Genomic DNA, 16871 nt, shown 5'->3' on the forward strand with positions numbered 1-16871 from the left:
CCAGAGGCCGGTCAAAGACCATCGCAATACCCGGCGGCGCAATACCCGGCAGCACAACACTGGGCGGCGCTGTTGTCACAATGGAAGAGATGCACTGGGAAGAACCCATGGGAAATCGACACTGGACAATAGCGACAGGGTTGGGGCTGATGCTTGCGATCGCACCGAGTCTCTTACCGCCCCCCGCCCCCGCCGTGCAGTTCCCCGACGGTACCGTTGCCTTTACCAGCCCGCCCCGACTGGCGGAGTTTAGGGCCAGCCGAGATCTGACTGGAGCCCGCAACGTCACCTACTACTTCACCATCACCCTGCCAGAGGAGGCGGAGGAAGCGCTGGCAACCCTTGACATTACCCTGATCGAAGGCAGCCCCCAGGGTCTGCGGTATCGGCTCGAGGAGACAGCAGCGTTTCAGGGAACCTACGGCGATCGCGGCGAAGCCATCCCCGTGGCGACCGCCACCTATGACCGGGACGAACAGCGCTTTACCCTGACACTGGCGGAACCCGCCGCACCGGGACAGGACATCACCGTGGCCCTACGACCCGTTCAGAATCCGCTCTGGGAAGGCGTTTATCTATTTGAACTAGAAGCCAGTCCCGCAGGAGACTTAGTGCGATCGCAACGAGTCGGCACCGCCCGAATGCACATCTACAGCCGCGATCGCCCCTTTCGGCTGTTTTAGGGGTTGGTGATTGGTGATTGATCACATCAGAATGGACCAATCACCTGTCCCTTACTCCGAGACAGAAGCTCCAACGAAGGGCGGTTCCTCCAACCCCAGGTGATCCGTCTTCACCCAGCGCAGTCGCTTAGGGCGCAGCGCCATGCGGAGAGTTACCGTCGGCATCACCACCAGCCAGTGGAACATGTAGATCATGCCCCGCACCGCATTTACGCCGGATATCAGCCAAGGCTCCTTCCGGCTAATCCGCAACCCCTTCACCATACCCACCATCAAAAAGGTGGCCACCAGACTAGAAAGAGGTGTCAACACCGGAGGGCGGGTGCGGGCCACCGCCATCATTAGATCCGGTAGCGCCATCGTGGGCAGCGCGTACTGAATCAGCCAGAAGAAAAATAAATCTACAGTCTTGTTCAGACCCAAACGGCGAGGGGTTAATAGTCGCCAGTAGTCCAGATAGCGCTGATAGCCCCCCTCCGCCCAACGATTGCGCTGGTGCCACAGGGACTTGAACTGGGTCACCCCCTCCTCCTCCACCGCTGGGAACAGAACCACCGGAATATCCCAGCCCGTGAGATGGAGGCGAAACGTCAGATCGAGATCATCGGTGATAGTAGCCTCATTCCAGCCCCCACAGGTTTCCAGCGCCTCCCGCCGGACAAACTGACCATTACCCCGCAGCTCTCCAATTCCCGCTACCGCAACCCGCTGCCGTTGACAGTAGGCATCGAAGGCCATCTCTGCCATCTGACCCCGAGTCCAAAAATTCGTGGCAGCATTTGCGATCGCTTTTCGTACCTGCACCGCCCCCACCGATTTCCGCTGAAACAGGGGCACTACCCGCAGCAGCAGATCTGGAGGCACCTGGGCATCGGCGTCAAAGACCACCACCACACTCCCCCGAGCCTGGGGCCAGACCTCATTCAAAGCTCCAGACTTGCCTCCCGTCGCTTGGTCACTGCGGTGCACCACACGAATGTTCGCCTGCTGAGCAGCGAGTCGATCCAGTAGTTCTGCCGTACCATCAGTGCTGTGATCATCGATCATCCAGACTTCAAACCGTTCCACGGGATAGTCCAAACTGACGAGGGATTCCACAAGACGACCAATCACCGTCCGTTCATTCTTAGCCGCTACTAATATGGATACAGCGGGCCAGAGGGTTAAGTCTGGAGTCTCCCCACCGCTGGCGAAGGCCGCATCCCTTCCTGGCAGCCCTACTGGCAGGATTTCCATGGGGGCAAACAGCAGTCGGGCAAGGTGCAACCCCGCAAACACCGTACATCCGTAGACCAGCCAGTGTCCCCAGGCCAGGAGATGCAGCCCAATGGTAGCCAGCCATAGCCCTACGAGGACGACTCCAGCTTTGAACTGACGCCCGTACAGCCCCGGAAAGGGATTTTGGTGAAAGGGAATGGGCTGGCTAATAGTGGATTGAGCCCCGTTAATCATGGCTGCACTCTCTCTCCTGTTGAATGACCCTCAATCCTAGGTTTCTGCAACAACGCTGACCAAGGCTCCTATCCTTAGGTGCCAATGGAATAGGCCAATCATGGTCTCTGATCTGGGACCATCGCTCACCCCTTGTCCTTGCCCCAAACCTGGGAAAGATCAATTTTTCCAATTCTGGAAAAGTCCAAATATCTGCTACGGGAATTGTTCTGAACAATGGATGCTCTGGGTACCCTCTACAGGAAATCTTATCCCTGATTCTTAAGGGAGGCATAGCATCAGAACAGCCCCGTTACGCTCAAGACAATCTAGTTGTTCTGGGTCTTTCTCTGGTTTTGTGATCCCCATGGCGACTCCAGACATCAGATGACGAATCCCAAAATAGCGCCCCTCCTAGGGATGCCAACCCTTATCCTAACGGGTTATGGCCCCCCACAAATGGACTTCAGGAACGGTGCCGATAGAGATCCAGGGCATCCGGATCCTGCTGAAGACAGTTTGTCTAGACGTATAGATCCCTATTCCCAGGGATCTGGAGGTTCACAGTATCCGACCTTGTGGTATCACTGAGGGCATTGCCCGAGCCATTCCGGGGATCTCATTTAGAGATCTGTGTAGATTGTTGAGTTGATGATAGCGGCCTGATGGGGCGGTCCCGATTGGGTGACCCATCTCGCAGGTGGTAATGATAGGACCGGTGGACGCGATGACGATAACCTTTGACGAGATCAAACCCGCTGGCAAGCAGGATATTGGCGTATACATGCCCTATTACCAGGGTACAAAGCGCAATGCCCTGCCCTACGCCATCGGCCTTTACAAGCGCGGAAACTTAGAGGGGGAACGGGTGATTGAAGGGGGCTCCAGCATTCCCTTCCTAGCGACCTGGAATATCTCTTCCTTGCCGGCGGACTTAACGCGCTGTCGGCTTCAGTTTGATGACGATGCCGATCTAAGCTACGAAATCACCATGGCGACCTTTGAATTTGTCGATTTTCTCTTTGATGTGGTGGTAGCCCTACGACAAAAACGCGAGGCGGACTTTTCTAAAGGGTTCTATCGCAAGCTCCTGCGTCTGGATGACTAGTCCAGAAAGTCAGAAGGCGGAAAGGGAATTCCATGTCACACAAGGGTTCCTGCCTTAGTAAATAGAGCGGCAGTGTAACGCATCAATCCGAGTTGAACGCCCTACTGGTACGACATAGCTAAAACTGTGCTTTAGAAATTCCAGCGAATTCCTTGTTGGTGGGCAAAGCCCACCCTAAGTAATGCACTACTTTAGCTGTGTCGATCCACTACGATGCGTTACGGTTTCACCTAACGCATCCTACTAGTGGGCGGAAATAACTGACCTATCAATGTCGCGCCAGGTCCTACTTGCCGCAGTCTAGGCTTCGACAGGCTCAGCCGAAGGTCTGCGGCACAGTCAGCCAATGAGCCCAGCCTGCGCGATGGAATGATATTGGATTTATGCCGCAAAGTACTGTTTTAGCCGGTGATCTCCCGAGTTCTGGCAATGGGATTTGGGGCTAGCTGCAATTAGCCCCAACCGACCATACTTAACTATGGCTTAACCCCTACTGGATGGTCGCATGCGGAGAAGATATGGGGATTGGCAGCTTGGCAGCAACGCCCAGCATAGGGGAAGTTATGGCGAACGACATTGGGAACATTCCAAGGGGGTGGCAGAATGGGAAGGGCAGTCCAGAGTTATGCAAGCATCGGTGAGGAGCAGAGGGAGTGCCCAAATTAGTTAAGCATTTGCTTATCGGTTCGACGGAAGCCAGTAGCGGCAAGTCAGCGGTGGTGCTAGCGATCGCATTTCAGCTTCAGGCCCAAGGACTAGCATTGAACTATGGCAAGCCTCTGGCTTCGGTGCAGGTGTCTGGGGAAAAAATAGGGCTGGCCGATACCGATCTCAATTTCATTCCGACCATTCTGGGGTTAACCCCGGAAGCCTGCCGTCCTACCCTTATATCCTTGAGTGAAAAGGTCTTGGCGGAGCAGATTGGGGCCGGGGGAGAGCCAGATTTCAACAGTGACCTTCAGAAATATTGGGATGATTGCACCGGGGATGTGGTGTTGCTGGAAGGCCCTTCTACCCTAGAGGAGGGAGCCTTAGTCAAGCTATCGCTGCCAGACATGGCAGCAGCCTTAGATGCCTCGGTGTTGTTAGTGATGCGCTACACCCGGCAAATGGTGGACCAGCTCATCTCTGCCCAGGGACGCTTGGGAGAAGCGCTGATTGGGGTGGTGATCAATGGCGTAGCAGAGGATGACGCGGTCTGGGTTAGTGAAAAGGTCGTGCCCTACCTGGAGCAGCGGGGCATTCCTGTTGTAGCGACCCTACCCCACATGCCCTTTTTGCGAGGGATGCGGGTCAGTGAGATTGTGCGGCACCTAGATGCGGAGGTATTGTGCTGCGCAGACCATCTTGACCTCATAGTGGAAAGTTTGAAAATTGGGGCAATGAATGTCAATGCCGCCCTACGATTCTTTAGCCAGGGCCACCATCAGGCGGTGGTAACTGGGGGAGATCGGCGGGATTTACAGATTGCTGCCCTAGAAACCTCGACCCACTGTCTCATTCTGACGGGTCAGATTGCGCCAGCGAAAGATGTTATTGATCTGGCACGGGACAAGGAGGTTCCGGTGTTGACGGTAGCAACAGATACTCTCTCTACCGTAGAGAGTATTGATGCCCTCTTTGGTCATGTGCCCCTCAATAACCCCGACAAGGTCCGTCTGGTACGGGAATTGATGGCGGAGGAGGTGGATATTGTGCGGCTGATGTCCCTGTTAGCTCTGCCTCCCCCTGCGATCGCATAGACAGGGCTCAGGCCCAGGGTTGCCTACTGCGATCCGCGTGATGACTGGAAATACCGTCGAATTACCAGCAATGTAGAGGACACACCTGATGCTGATACAATAGGCGCGTCCTTGTAATCCGTGTATCTCCGTTGAGTCAGCCCACTGAAGCCCCACTGGAAACCTCCAAGGTTGACATATTCCTCCAAGAGCTTGCCGCCATTCAGCAAGCAGGCTCTAAGCGCGTAGCCATCCTTGGGTCTCGCCACGTCCCCATCACCCACCAGCAACTGATCGAGCTGATGACCTACGCCCTGGTGATGGCGGGCAATACAGTTTTGACCTCGGGGGCGACCGGAACAAATTCTGCCGTGATTCGAGGTGCCCTCAAGGCGAACTCTAATCTGCTGACAGTGATTTTGCCCCAAAGCCTTTCTCGCCAGCCGCGAGAATCCCAGGAACAGTTGGACCAAGTCATGCACTTGGTGGAAAATGCCGATAATGATGCCCTCTCCCTAGCGGAGGCCAGTGCCCTCTGCAACCAGGAAATCATTTCCCGCTGTCAGCAATTGATCTGCTTTGCCTTTCATGACAGTCACACCCTGCTGCAAACCTGCCAAGATGCGGAAGACCAGCGCAAAATTGTCACCCTGTTCTATTTTGATTAGGGTGTAATCAGGGGCTGCTTTTTTGTCAGCAGAGCGCAAAGGTCTCGGTCTGGGACTCTCGGTCTGGAACATTGTTGTCCTGGATAATTAATTCAGAGTTTTGTGCCGGGGTGCGGAGGGTTGACTTAGCACTGTGCCCTCAAATTCAAGGTTCTGTTCGTTTAGCTGCTTCAATAATTTCTTGCCCATGGCTTCCACCTACTCCTTTGACATTGTCAGTGACTTCGACCGTCAAGAATTGGTGAATGCTCTAGACCAGGCACGTCGAGAAATCATCACCCGTTACGACCTCAAGGACACGAAGACCCAGATTGATCTAGGGGAGACGGCGATTACTCTGGAAACTGATAGCGATCTAAGCCTGCAAGCGGTGCAGGTCGTGATTCAGACTAAGGCGGCGAAACGACAACTTTCCCTCAAAATTTTCGACTTTGGCGAGGTGGAATCCGCTAGTGGTAATCGCGTTCGCCAGCAGGTGACCTTGCAAAAGGGAATCGATAAGGAACTGGCGAAGAAAATGACCCAGCTTCTACGGGACAACTTTAAGAAGGTTCAGTCCTCGATTCAGGGAGATACGGTACGGGTCTCAGCTAAGTCTAAGGACGATCTGCAAGCAGCAATGCAGGTGATTAAGTCTGAGGATTGGCCCGTGGCACTTCAGTTCACGAACTATCGCTAAGGAGCCCGGATCCTTTATTAATGTGAAAGTCTTGCCGGTTGAGCATCTGGCCTGACCGTGGACAGCCGGGACGACATCGAAATCTGTAGTCCCGTCATTCCCGTTTTCCGCGTTCGCTTTGCGATTGCTTTGTACTTAGCGTGACCAGAGGCCGTAAACGGGAATCCATGTCGGCGGGATAGTGTATCTGGATTGGGTATGCGAGGCCAAGGTATGGGATCGTCACAAAAGGGTGGGAAAGAGCCGGACATAAGCCGGGTTCTGTTCCCTGGACTTGCATCCAGGGCGGGAGTTATCTATCTAGGACGCCTGTTACCAGACGCCTCTTGCGGTACACCAAAAACGGGGCTGGAAAAAGACCAACCATAGCCCCTGCGACCTTGCTCCCAACCGGGGTTTACCGAGCCAGTACCTCTCGATACTGCTGGTGCGCTCTTACCGCACCCTTGCACCCTTACCTGTGGGCCAAAACCCCATCGGCGGTATGTTTCTGTGGCACTCTCCTCACGGTCACCCGCACTGGGCGTTACCCAGCAAGTTTGGTCCTTTGGGAGCCCGGACTTTCCTCAGGCTGGCATTGCCAACCCGCAACCCCCACGCCGACTCTTTCCTGCCTCTAGTTTAGAGCCTAGTTCGTGTCCCGATTTATTCTCCATCCACCAGCAGCGTATGGAACATCAATTCGGTATCAGCGCTGTCACCCCGCTGGGAATTCAAAATTCCCGGCTAACAGGCTCTAGTCCATTTTTAATGGCCATTCAGAATGGACGGGGATCTGGGGTGGGGATAGGGGGGCGAGTCCGTTTTAACGGACTTCTGCTATGAGCCAGGGCAATTTATTCCCTGGCGGATGAGCAGCGAAGCTTAAGTCGAACTCAGGTTATGGAATGCTCTGCCAATGGTGGGGAGAACTGGCAGCTATCCTCCAGAACCCGGAATTGGGCGGCATCCCTTTAGCGTCCTTATTCCTGCCCCTCCCCCGCAGGGCTATTGTGTATATACAAGTCATCAGCAGGACCAGGGCCAAGATTCCTAAGGCTTCCTTGAGAATCGGGGCTCTGGGCTAGGTTGCCTCTATTACTGAAATAGAAGATAACCAGGGCGTTTTCGCCTTTCCCCTTGGCCATCGGCTCCGGAGTGCTGAGTTGAGATTCCCAGGGCAGTCCTGCTGCCACCAGGGGGGGAAACTCTCGCAACTGTTTGTAAGGTAGGCCCATGACCACCCTTCCAGAATTTATTCCCCCTTCGACCGAGGTTCCCGAGAACTGTCCCACGGTTGCCGTGGAAGATGACCGTACCGGTCTCAGTGTTGAAACCCTGCGTCGGGCTTGGGCCGACCACCTGTTCTATCTCCAGGGCAAGTGGCCGGAAATTGCGACCCAAAATGATCTCTACATGGCCTTGGCCTATGTAGTGCGCGATCGCATGTTGCAGCGGTGGCTAAATACCAGTCGCCTCTACCGTCACCCCCAGGCCCGCATCGTTTGCTATCTATCAGCGGAGTTTTTGCTGGGGCCACACCTGGGCAATAACTTGATCAGCCTTGGTATTGAAGACGAGGTGCGGGAAGCGGTCAAGCAATCTGGACTGGATTTCGATGCCCTCATGGCCCAAGAAGAAGAACCGGGCCTAGGTAATGGGGGGCTGGGTCGTTTGGCTGCCTGCTATATGGACTCCCTCGCCAGCTTAGAAATTCCCGCCATCGGCTACGGTATTCGTTACGAATTTGGCATTTTTGATCAACAAATCCAGGATGGCTGGCAGGTGGAAGTCACGGATAAGTGGCTCCAGTTCGGCTACCCCTGGGAGATGGCCCGTCCTGAATACTCGGTAGAGGTGTGTTTTGGGGGCCGTACCGAATCCTACACCGACACCGAAGGACGGTACCGCGTGCGGTGGGTGCCCCACCAAGTTGTCCAGGGCATCCCCTACGACACGCCGATCATGGGCTATGAGGTCAATACCGTAAACACTCTCCGTCTTTGGAAGGCAGAGGCAGTAGAATCCTTTAACTTCCAATCCTTCAACGTCGGCGACTACTACGGGGCCGTGGGGGAAAAGGTGATGTCTGAAAACCTCACCAAGGTGCTCTATCCCAACGATGAGCCAATTCAGGGTAAACAACTGCGTTTAGAGCAGCAGTACTTCTTTGTCTCCTGTGCCCTTCAGGACATGATTCGCCTGCACCTCTTGTCTGGTCGCACCCTAGAGACCTTCCATGAGCGGTTTACGGCCCAACTCAATGACACCCACCCTGCTGTTAGCGTGGCGGAACTGATGCGGTTGTTGGTGGATGTGCATAATCTGGATTGGGAGGTGGCCTGGGAGGTCACCCGCCGTACCTTTGCCTATACCAACCACACGCTGCTGCCCGAAGCCCTAGAAAAGTGGCCCCTAGATCTCTTTGGCCAAAGCCTACCCCGCCATCTTCAGATCATCTTTGAGATCAATCACCGTTTCATGGATCAGGTGCGGATTCAGTACATGGGCAATGAAGAGAAAATGGCCCGTCTGTCCTTGATTGATGAAGGGGGAGAACGGTACATCCGCATGGCCAATTTAGCCTGTGTGGGTAGTCATGCCATTAACGGCGTCGCCGCTCTGCATACAAAGTTGCTGAAGCAGACGGTGCTAAAGGACTTTTATGAGCTGTATCCCGAGAAGTTCAGCAATAAAACCAATGGGGTGACGCCGCGCCGCTGGATCGTGTTGAGTAATCCCCGCCTGACGAAGCTGCTGAAGGACACCATTGGGTCGGATTGGATCAAGCATCTGGATAAGTTAAAGCAGCTTGAAGGCCATGTCCAAAATCCATCTTTTTGTCAGCACTGGCGCGACATTAAGCGGGCCATCAAGGTAGATCTCACTAACTACATCTACAGCACCCAGGGCATTCAGGTGGATCCTGATTCTCTCTTTGATATTCAGGTGAAGCGCATTCACGAGTACAAGCGTCAGCACTTGAATGTTCTGCATATCATCACTCTGTACGATCGCATTCGCCACGATCCCAACCTGGATATCGTGCCCCGCACCTTTATCTTTGGGGGCAAGGCGGCTCCGGGCTATTTTGTGGCCAAGCGCATCATTAAGTTGATTACGTCGGTGGCAGCGGTGGTGAATAATGATCCGGCGGTTCGCGATCGCATTAAGGTCGTGTTTATGCCGGACTACAACGTCACCAATAGCCAGCGCATCTACCCCGCCGCTGACCTGTCGGAGCAGATTTCCACCGCTGGCAAGGAAGCCTCGGGTACTGGAAATATGAAGTTTTCCCTCAACGGAGCCCTCACTATCGGCACTCTGGATGGGGCCAATGTGGAGATCCGCGATGCGGTGGGGCCAGAAAACTTCTTCTTGTTTGGGCTGACGGCTCCCGAAGTGGAAGAGACTAAGGCCCAGGGGTATAACCCTTGGGATTACTACAGCCAAAATCCTGAACTGAAGGAAGTGATTGACTTGATCAATGCCGGGGTCTTTTCCCAAGGCGATCGCGAATTATTCAAACCCCTGGTGGACTCTCTGGTCTACCACGATCCCTACCTGTTGCTGGCGGATTACCAATCCTATGTGGACTGTCAGGCTCGGGTCAGTGAGACCTATCGCGATCGCGATGTTTGGACCCGGATGAGTATCACCAATACCGCCCGCATGGGGTACTTTTCTTCTGATCGCGCTATTCAGGAATACTGCGACGAGATCTGGAATGTCCAGCCTGTTGCGGTGGAGATGAAGCCCTATGTTCAAGCCAACGCCATGCTATCGGTCTAAGCGTGTCCTCAGAAACATCCCTGTGGCCTTAGCCCTTGGGCATGGGGGTGGCTAACAGGGCCGCTAGGAGGGGATCTGGGCCAAAGCGGAGAACATCGGTGCAGGGCAGTCCCGTCTGCGTCTGGGTGGATTGGATGGCCGCGATCGCATCTTGTTCTCCCAGATGATGGGTATTCAACGCTACCCCTACCACCTGCGCCGCTAGAAACGCGCCCCCCGCTGTCACCAGGGTTTCACAGACGCGAATCGCCTCCGGCAGCGGGGGAATGGGAATCTCAGGACAATTCTTGATATGGGTTTGTCCGGCCCGATGGGCCAAGATCAGGTGGGTGGGCTGGCTACCCCGCATCAGGGGTAGCGTCGCCGTCGAGGCTGGATTGAAGAGAGATCCCTGACCCTCGATAAAGAGGATGTCGTGATCCGGACCATAGCGCATCACCACCTGCTCCACGGCCCCGGCAGCAAAATCCACCCGCACCGCATCCAGGGCAACCCCATCATCCCCCAGCATCAAATTAGTTTGTCCGGTGGCGATTACCTTAGATCTCAGACCCCGAGCCCTAGCGGCCCGATGCAGTTCTAGATTGGCGGACATTTTTCCCACCGCCATGTCGGTGCCCACCGCCAGCACTCGACGACAGGCCAGCGTTCGAGCGCGGGCCATACCCACCGATAACCCCGGCGGTTCTTGGCGCACATCCCAGATCCACTGGTCTGGCTGGGTTAGGGGCAGGGCTGGATCTTGACCAAGGGGCCTATGGAGGCCATTCACCACCGACAAACCCGCCGCCACCGCCGCTTTCACCTCCTGATACCAGGGGTCGGGTAGGGCTCCGCCAGAGGGGGCAATGCCGATGGCCAGTACCGTGGGGTCATAGGCTAAGGCGGACTGGAGAGAAGCCACGATGGGTACTTCTCGGGGAATGCCGGTGATCTGGGCCAGATTTCCCCCCGCTCGCCGTCGGTCAATTACCGCCACGATGGGCAAAGGACTATAGCGCAACAGGGCGAGGCCCGTTTTGCCCCCACTATTATCGGTGCCGTCGTGCATCAACAGGGCAAGACGGTGATTAGGGGTGAGGTAGTTCATGGTGAGTCAAGCCCAGACCGGGGAATGTAGGGGGATGGGGACAACCGGCAGCAAGGGTAACCCCGTGGAAGGGATCATCCCGCAAATTCAGGTGGCTATCGAGATCTAAATGATCCGCTAGGGGAGCTAGGTGGGACAGGGCGGTGTTGGACAGGGCGGTGTCGCCATAGCAGCCGAACATGACCTGCAACCCGCAGGCGCGAGCGGTGTGGATCATCCGTAGCGCCTCCGACAGCCCTCCGGACTTCATTAGCTTAATGTTGATGCCCTGGACCTGTCCGGCCAAGGGGGGAATATCCCCACTGGTGAAGCAGCTTTCGTCTACAAAGATGGGCAGGGGCGATCGCGCTGAAAGTTGACCCAAATCCCCATCCTGTTCGACGGGGAGGGGCTGCTCAATGTAGGTCACTCCCCGCGCTGCCAGCCAGTCTGCCATGATCAGGGCATCCCCTAGGGACCAGCCGCCGTTAGCATCGACGCTGATCTTGCACCCTGTCGTGATCAGGGGCAGTAGGGCCGTCACCAAGCCCTGATCGGCCTCAATCCCGACGGGGTTACCCAGCTTGAGTTTCACGGACTGTAATTCGGGCACCTGCTGTTGCCATTGGCGCAGGCGATGGCAGGCTGCTTCTGGGGTGTTGATGCCGACGGTGACGGCGGTGGGGCCAATGAGATCGCAGTCTAGCCCCCACAATTGCCACAGGGGGAGTCCTACCTGTTTACCCAACCAGTCGTGGAGGGCAACATCCACCGCCGCCCGTGCAGCGGAGTTGAGGGGGCGCAAGTGGGGCTCCAGCCGCTGGCGATCGAGGGGATGCAGGGATGCCAACTGCGGAATGAGGCGGGTGAGGTCGGCTGCGATCGCGGCAGTGGTTTGGGTCTGGGTGCCAATAGAAAAGGGCGTCGCCTCCCCCCAGCCCTCAATGCCATCCTGACGAATCCGCACCCAAAGATTTGTAGACTGCGAAGCTGTACCCCGACTAATGGTTAGGGGCACGCGCTTATGGACCGTGATTGGGGTAACCGTAACCTCCATGGGCAATCTCAATTGTAAGGACAATTCGATTTTCAATTCTAACTTTGTGAATGATCTCTTCATCCAAGAGACATTGGAGTCCCTCTTCAGCAAGATGAACGGAATCGTAGCCTTGATTCCTTAACCACTCAACTGTGTGAGGCGAGATACCCATATCCGCAAGAAACCTCATTAAGCACCAACAGCCCAGTAAGCTCGCTCTGAAGCTAGCCAAGCCGCATATTTCAGGGATTGCTGTATATCCTCAGGCTCTAGATAAGGATAGTCTTTGATAATGTCTTCTGTGGTCTTACCATTAGCAATAAGATTCAAAACTAGCGAAATTGGAACTCGTATATAGCGGTTCCCTAATGTATGAGGTACACCTCTAACTTAATGACACTTCGGCGAACAAGGGGCTTAAGCCCCTTGTCTGGACTTGACCCGAGTGAGAACCGCTATATCTCGAATGCAAGCTTGCCCTGCCATCTTCTTGGGATCAACGGCAATACGGTCAAAAGCAATCATAGGTAAGCTCCTATTGTTTGCAAAGGACTGATTTAGGTGTTGAGCAAATCAATATCCTCGTATAAGTCTGCAATTCTAAGTCGGTGCGCCCTGTCTGTAGCTTCAGTGCTTGGGGTATCACCATCACATCGGGATACGTGTAGAGATTACAGGCCGGAATCCACAGGCGTTGGCCATTTGGCGCGGATATCGTAGGCTACATCAATGACGTGTAGAGATTACAGGCCGGAATCCACAGGCGTTGGTCAGTTACAAAGGTGCTGTAGGACTTGCCGCGCAGGGCCAGCTTAAGCACTAACAGCAGATTGCCAGCAATAACATTGTGGTCGGGTGTGCCCCCAGTCATCAGCCTTATGTCTCCATCCACAAATTCATGGCGCTCTGCTGAGTTGAGTTCTAACTCTAGATATTCTTCGGTAGTATAGATTCGTTCAGCCGTTTGCATCATGGCAGTTACTGGGGCTTCTCGTACAGCAGGTCTTTTATTTCGGCCAGTTGTGCTTCTTATCTTAGTCTGCTCCCCTATTTTGCAGAGACCATTAACCCAATGGCACTGTCCATGCTGAAGACTGTGCGTAAGTTCCATGCTGCTTTAGCCCCCATCGTGCTGCTGCCCTTGCTGGTCACGGTGATGACGGGGGTATCCTATCGCTTAGGCAAAAGCTGGTTTGGCCTAAGTCGCGACCAAGTCCACATTCTCATGACGATTCATGAGGGGGAATACCTTGGCCCCACCCTAGAGCCTATCTATGTCCTTCTCAACGGCTTAGGGCTGCTATGGATGATGACGACTGGGGCGATGATGGCATGGCAAAACCTGACCCGATCGCGCTGGTGGCGAGATCGGCAACGCTCCACCCCGAAAGCCCCTGAGCCAGAAAATACTGAATCCTGATGGGTGACATCCCCAACCTATGACGCTATTGGGCCCCTTGGCAGCGATGGGGATTGGTCTTCGCTTTAAGCAACGTGTCTTAGAGGATATTTGGAAAGTCCTCTGGATTCCTTGTATGACAATGGTTTCAGCTAAAATCGCTAGGAGCTAGCTGTGCCAAGGGTTTGAGCTGAGTTTCCAAATATCCTCTTAGGCTAGAGATCTCTATTAGCTTTCCTCTCTAACACGGCATATCTTCCACTCCAGTCCCCTCTCTCTCTCTTCCCAATGCAGAAACAGAGGGGGATTTTTTATCTGCGATCGCGATACTTGAAGCCATAGCCCATGGTGACAAATAGTGCGATCGCGATCGCGCCAATACCAATGGGACTGGGAACCCAAAATCCAGCCTCATAGGTGTTGATCTGCCCAGGGATCAAGGGCCAGGGGTTGGATTCTGGCGGCTGATTGCCCCCATTCGTTTCTGCAATTTTTTCAGTTCCCTCAGTTTCCGCCTCCGTCCCCTGGGATGTCTGCGCCCAACGCAGACCCCAGGGTGTGGTGAAACTTACCTGTCCCGTCAGCCACCGCACCGATTGCAGTCGGGATGCAGGTAATGTCGCGCCATCAGGCACCGCCCGTAAATCCAAGCTCAACGTCAAGTGAGTGTAGATCGCCACAATCCAGTTGCCCTGGGTGAGATCAATGTGGGCTGAGACAGGTTCGCCGCTGGGCAGCGTCAAGGGGGTTCCCGTCCCCTCACTGCCGAAGAACTGATTGAAGCGATGGGCCAAATCCCCGCCATTGTTAAAGGGCACAATAATTTCCAACGTGTCTGGGCTAGGAGACCGCAGCCGCCCCCCAACCTGACGCGATCGCGCCGCCAACGCCTGCTGCCAGTCTTGACGCAGTTCCGGCGCAGTCGCCGCCCCCCCGACCCAATGGAGACGCTGCACCACTTGGCCATGGGTTTGGCTATCGAATTTCAGATCCAGGTCGTACTGAATACAACCCGTCAATAACAGCGTCCCCAGCACCACCAGTAATCGCAGCCATCGGGTAACTTGCATCGCCATAGGGTTTGGGCTTACCAAGATTTCATGGGCATTATGCGCTAATTCCCATCTGTCTGGATAGGGCAGGTTTTGAAGAACCCCCACGGCGGCATCCTGCCTTGGGCGCAGGCACCGCACCCCCACGGCGACATCCTGCATTGGGCGCGGAAACCGCGCCCCTACCCCATCAACTCAAAATTCAAAACTCAAAACTCAAAATTCTCTGTCACCCCATCACCCCATCACCCTCACTCCCCCACTCCCCCACTCCCCCACTCCCCACCAACGCCAACTTCCCCCCCCCCGACTGCCGCACTGGAATCTCAATAGTGAAGGTGGTACCAGTACCTGGTTCAGAGGTGCAGTGAAGCTGGCCATGGTGGCGGTCCACAACAATTTGGTAGCTGATGGCGAGCCCCAGCCCGGTTCCCTTGCCCACGGGTTTTGTGGTGAAGAAAGGATCAAAGAGGCGAGATTGGGCCTCTGGAGAGATGCCGCCGCCGTTGTCGTGGATGGTGATGTGGGCGTAGTCACCGTGACGTTCGGTGCAAATGGTGATGACGGGAGGAGCTATCTGGGGTTCAGTGTCCAGAGCATCAATGGCATTGCCCAAGATATTCATAAAGACCTGATTGAGCTGTCCGGCATAGCATTCCACCTTGGGCAAGTCACCGTAGTGCTTTTCAACTGCGATGGTCGTCGACCGACCTCTGGCCATCGCGGCCCCGTTGACAGGATTTTTGAGCCGACTGTTGAGAATCATCAGAGTACTATCGATGCCCTCATGGATATCCACCGCCTTCACATCAGACTCATCCAGGCGGGAGAAATTCCGTAGGGACTGAACAATAGTGCGAATACGATCGGCCCCCAGACGCATGGAATCAAGCACCTTGGGAAAATCGGTCATGACGAAATTCAGATCCAGATCTGAATCTGGGTCCGTAGCCTCAGCCTGAAAATCCTTTGAGAGAAGTTGGAGTTGGGTTTGGTTATGGGCAACTAGGGCCATCAAACTTTTGGCATAGTCTTCGGCGTAGTTGATATTGCAGGCAATAAAGCTGACGGGATTATTAATTTCATGGGCCACCCCTGCGACCAACTGTCCCAAACTCGACATTTTTTCATGCTGGATCAGTTGAGTCTGGGTGCTTTGCAATTCTGCCAAAGCATCCTCTAGCTGACCAATAAAGATTTGAATATCCATGGCCATACTTTGCATTGTGGTCGCTAGTAGACCAATTTCATCCTTGCTGGTAATCGAAACCGTGGAGGAAAAATTTCGATTGGCAAGGCGTTGAGCATAGTCCGTGAGCTGATTTAGAGGTTGGGAAATACGCCGCACCATGAAATAGGTGGCCACAATACTGAGGATAAAAAGCCCCAACATAACCCGAAATTGAATCGAAGCAGCAGCTCGAATCTGGTGAATCATCCGCACCTGATCCATCCCGACATAGACGTAACCCAGATCTCCACCTTGGATAGGCAAAGATAGGTTGATGACATAGCCCACTTCTGGAAGCAGCATGTAATCGATACCAACGCCGCCTTCGGTGTTTTCAAAATTGGGAGAATGGACAAAGCGCCGCAGCTTAGGATCAATGCCCTCAACATTACGGTTGGCCTGAGGCTTAAATCGAGGCCGTTGGAAGGCTTCAGGAATACCCTGTTCAAAGGTATGGCCCAGAATTTCCCCCTCTGGGGTAGTGACAAAGACATAGGCCACCCCCTGGAGGTCCCGAAACTCGTCCAAGAGATCCGGCAAAATCTCCAGGGAATCTGTTTCTAGCAGGTTAGCGCTGGCCCCGGCAATGCTGCGAGCAACGGCGCTGCCCCGGCTACTGTATTCCCCCGCCAGGTACCAGCGGAGGCTGTAGGCGGAGGTAATCGAGAGGGTGCCGACCACTAGCCCAAAGAGTAGGGTCTGACCCATCAGAGTTTTGCGAAATAGACTAGAAAGCTTCATGGGGGATGCGCTACCGTGATCGTCCAAAAGCAGCGCCGATGTTCAATCCCCAGATCCCGAAATCCTCAGGGTAAACCATAGACCCGACCGCAGGGTTACAGCCCCAAAGTGGATGATGGCGAGACGGTTAAGAAACCAAGTCTTAGGGATGACAGCGACGGCAATTGCGGTAGTGCGGCCCGAATTAAGAATCAGTTCAGCAATAGAGGTGAGCCTGACGCCTACCGCAGTATGCCCATTGTTTCTTGGCTTTCTGCCTAGATTCCGGTTAGGTTGGGC

Annotated in this window: 16 protein-coding genes and 1 other RNA gene; 7 read left to right on the forward strand and 10 right to left on the reverse strand. The window is 54.7% G+C overall.

The annotated features are described in order from the left end of the window. Nucleotides 1–107 precede the first annotated feature (107 nt). Nucleotides 108–683 (forward strand): DUF2808 domain-containing protein, encoded by a 576-nt coding sequence (locus tag LEP6406_RS0213835; protein ID WP_027269119.1) that lies wholly within the window; start codon nt 108–110, stop codon nt 681–683. Between the two features lie 51 nt (nt 684–734). Here the strand turns inward: LEP6406_RS0213835 and LEP6406_RS0213840 are convergent, their stop codons facing one another. Then, on the reverse strand, nt 735–2135 hold the full coding sequence (locus tag LEP6406_RS0213840; RefSeq protein ID WP_008313700.1) for a glycosyltransferase family 2 protein: 1401 nt from the start codon (nt 2133–2135) through the stop codon (nt 735–737). Nucleotides 2136–2841: 706 nt separating this feature from the next. Between LEP6406_RS0213840 and ebsA the strand changes: the two genes are divergently transcribed. From ebsA to LEP6406_RS0213860, 4 genes are all read left to right on the forward strand, one after another. Continuing rightward, nucleotides 2842–3222: a type IV pilus biogenesis protein EbsA gene (gene ebsA, locus LEP6406_RS0213845; protein ID WP_036028444.1), complete on the forward strand. Its 381-nt coding sequence runs from the start codon at nt 2842–2844 to the stop codon at nt 3220–3222. 653 nt (nt 3223–3875) lie between these two features. Further along, complete coding sequence (locus tag LEP6406_RS0213850) at nt 3876–4964, forward strand: phosphotransacetylase family protein (protein WP_008313702.1); 1089 nt, start codon at nt 3876–3878, stop codon at nt 4962–4964. Between the two features lie 131 nt (nt 4965–5095). After that, complete coding sequence (locus tag LEP6406_RS0213855) at nt 5096–5611, forward strand: DNA-processing protein DprA (RefSeq protein WP_008313703.1); 516 nt, start codon at nt 5096–5098, stop codon at nt 5609–5611. Between the two features lie 187 nt (nt 5612–5798). Continuing rightward, entirely contained in the window at nt 5799–6290 is a 492-nt protein-coding gene (locus tag LEP6406_RS0213860) for a YajQ family cyclic di-GMP-binding protein (protein WP_008313704.1), read from the forward strand. Nucleotides 6291–6525: 235 nt separating this feature from the next. Here LEP6406_RS0213860 and rnpB read toward each other — a convergent pair. After that, nucleotides 6526–6897, reverse strand: an RNA gene (gene rnpB / locus LEP6406_RS30705) — RNase P RNA component class A. 355 nt (nt 6898–7252) lie between these two features. Beyond that, nucleotides 7253–7507 (reverse strand): hypothetical protein, encoded by a 255-nt coding sequence (locus tag LEP6406_RS0213865; RefSeq protein ID WP_027269121.1) that lies wholly within the window; start codon nt 7505–7507, stop codon nt 7253–7255. Here LEP6406_RS0213865 and LEP6406_RS0213870 point away from each other — a divergent pair. After that, nucleotides 7506–10061, forward strand: a complete 2556-nt coding sequence (locus tag LEP6406_RS0213870; protein ID WP_008313705.1) for a glycogen/starch/alpha-glucan phosphorylase — start codon at nt 7506–7508, stop codon at nt 10059–10061. The genes LEP6406_RS0213865 and LEP6406_RS0213870 overlap by 2 nt on opposite strands. Before the next feature lie 28 nt (nt 10062–10089). Here LEP6406_RS0213870 and LEP6406_RS0213875 read toward each other — a convergent pair whose 3' ends face one another. From LEP6406_RS0213875 to LEP6406_RS32175, 5 genes are all read right to left on the reverse strand, one after another. Continuing rightward, nucleotides 10090–11151, reverse strand: coding sequence for an N-acetyltransferase DgcN family protein (locus LEP6406_RS0213875; RefSeq protein ID WP_008313706.1), 1062 nt, complete (start codon nt 11149–11151; stop codon nt 10090–10092). Further along, entirely contained in the window at nt 11132–12187 is a 1056-nt protein-coding gene (locus tag LEP6406_RS0213880; RefSeq protein ID WP_027269122.1) for a dipeptide epimerase, read from the reverse strand. The genes LEP6406_RS0213875 and LEP6406_RS0213880 overlap by 20 nt, the downstream gene beginning before the upstream one ends. Then, nucleotides 12153–12359 carry a DUF5615 family PIN-like protein gene (locus tag LEP6406_RS35270; RefSeq protein ID WP_162160877.1) on the reverse strand — a complete coding sequence of 69 codons (207 nt, stop codon included), beginning with the start codon at nt 12357–12359 and terminating at the stop codon, nt 12153–12155. Before LEP6406_RS35270 ends, LEP6406_RS0213880 begins: the two co-directional genes overlap by 35 nt. Next, entirely contained in the window at nt 12359–12523 is a 165-nt protein-coding gene (locus LEP6406_RS31270) for a DUF433 domain-containing protein (RefSeq protein ID WP_071992237.1), read from the reverse strand. Before LEP6406_RS31270 ends, LEP6406_RS35270 begins: the two co-directional genes overlap by 1 nt. Before the next feature lie 367 nt (nt 12524–12890). Then, entirely contained in the window at nt 12891–13142 is a 252-nt protein-coding gene (locus tag LEP6406_RS32175) for a Uma2 family endonuclease (RefSeq protein ID WP_008316980.1), read from the reverse strand. Between the two features lie 111 nt (nt 13143–13253). Between LEP6406_RS32175 and LEP6406_RS0213895 the strand changes: the two genes are divergently transcribed. Further along, entirely contained in the window at nt 13254–13589 is a 336-nt protein-coding gene (locus LEP6406_RS0213895; protein WP_036028448.1) for a hypothetical protein, read from the forward strand. A gap of 290 nt (nt 13590–13879) precedes the next feature. On the opposite strand, the gene LEP6406_RS0213900 is transcribed toward LEP6406_RS0213895, so the two are convergent. Next, nucleotides 13880–14644, reverse strand: a complete 765-nt coding sequence (locus tag LEP6406_RS0213900) for a DUF3153 domain-containing protein (RefSeq protein ID WP_162160878.1) — start codon at nt 14642–14644, stop codon at nt 13880–13882. A gap of 205 nt (nt 14645–14849) precedes the next feature. Next, entirely contained in the window at nt 14850–16592 is a 1743-nt protein-coding gene (locus tag LEP6406_RS33340; protein ID WP_008316987.1) for an ATP-binding protein, read from the reverse strand. Nucleotides 16593–16871: the final 279 nt, after the last annotated feature.

The organism is Leptolyngbya sp. PCC 6406 (assembly GCF_000332095.2).
Classification (GTDB): domain Bacteria; phylum Cyanobacteriota; class Cyanobacteriia; order Phormidesmidales; family Phormidesmidaceae; genus PCC-6406.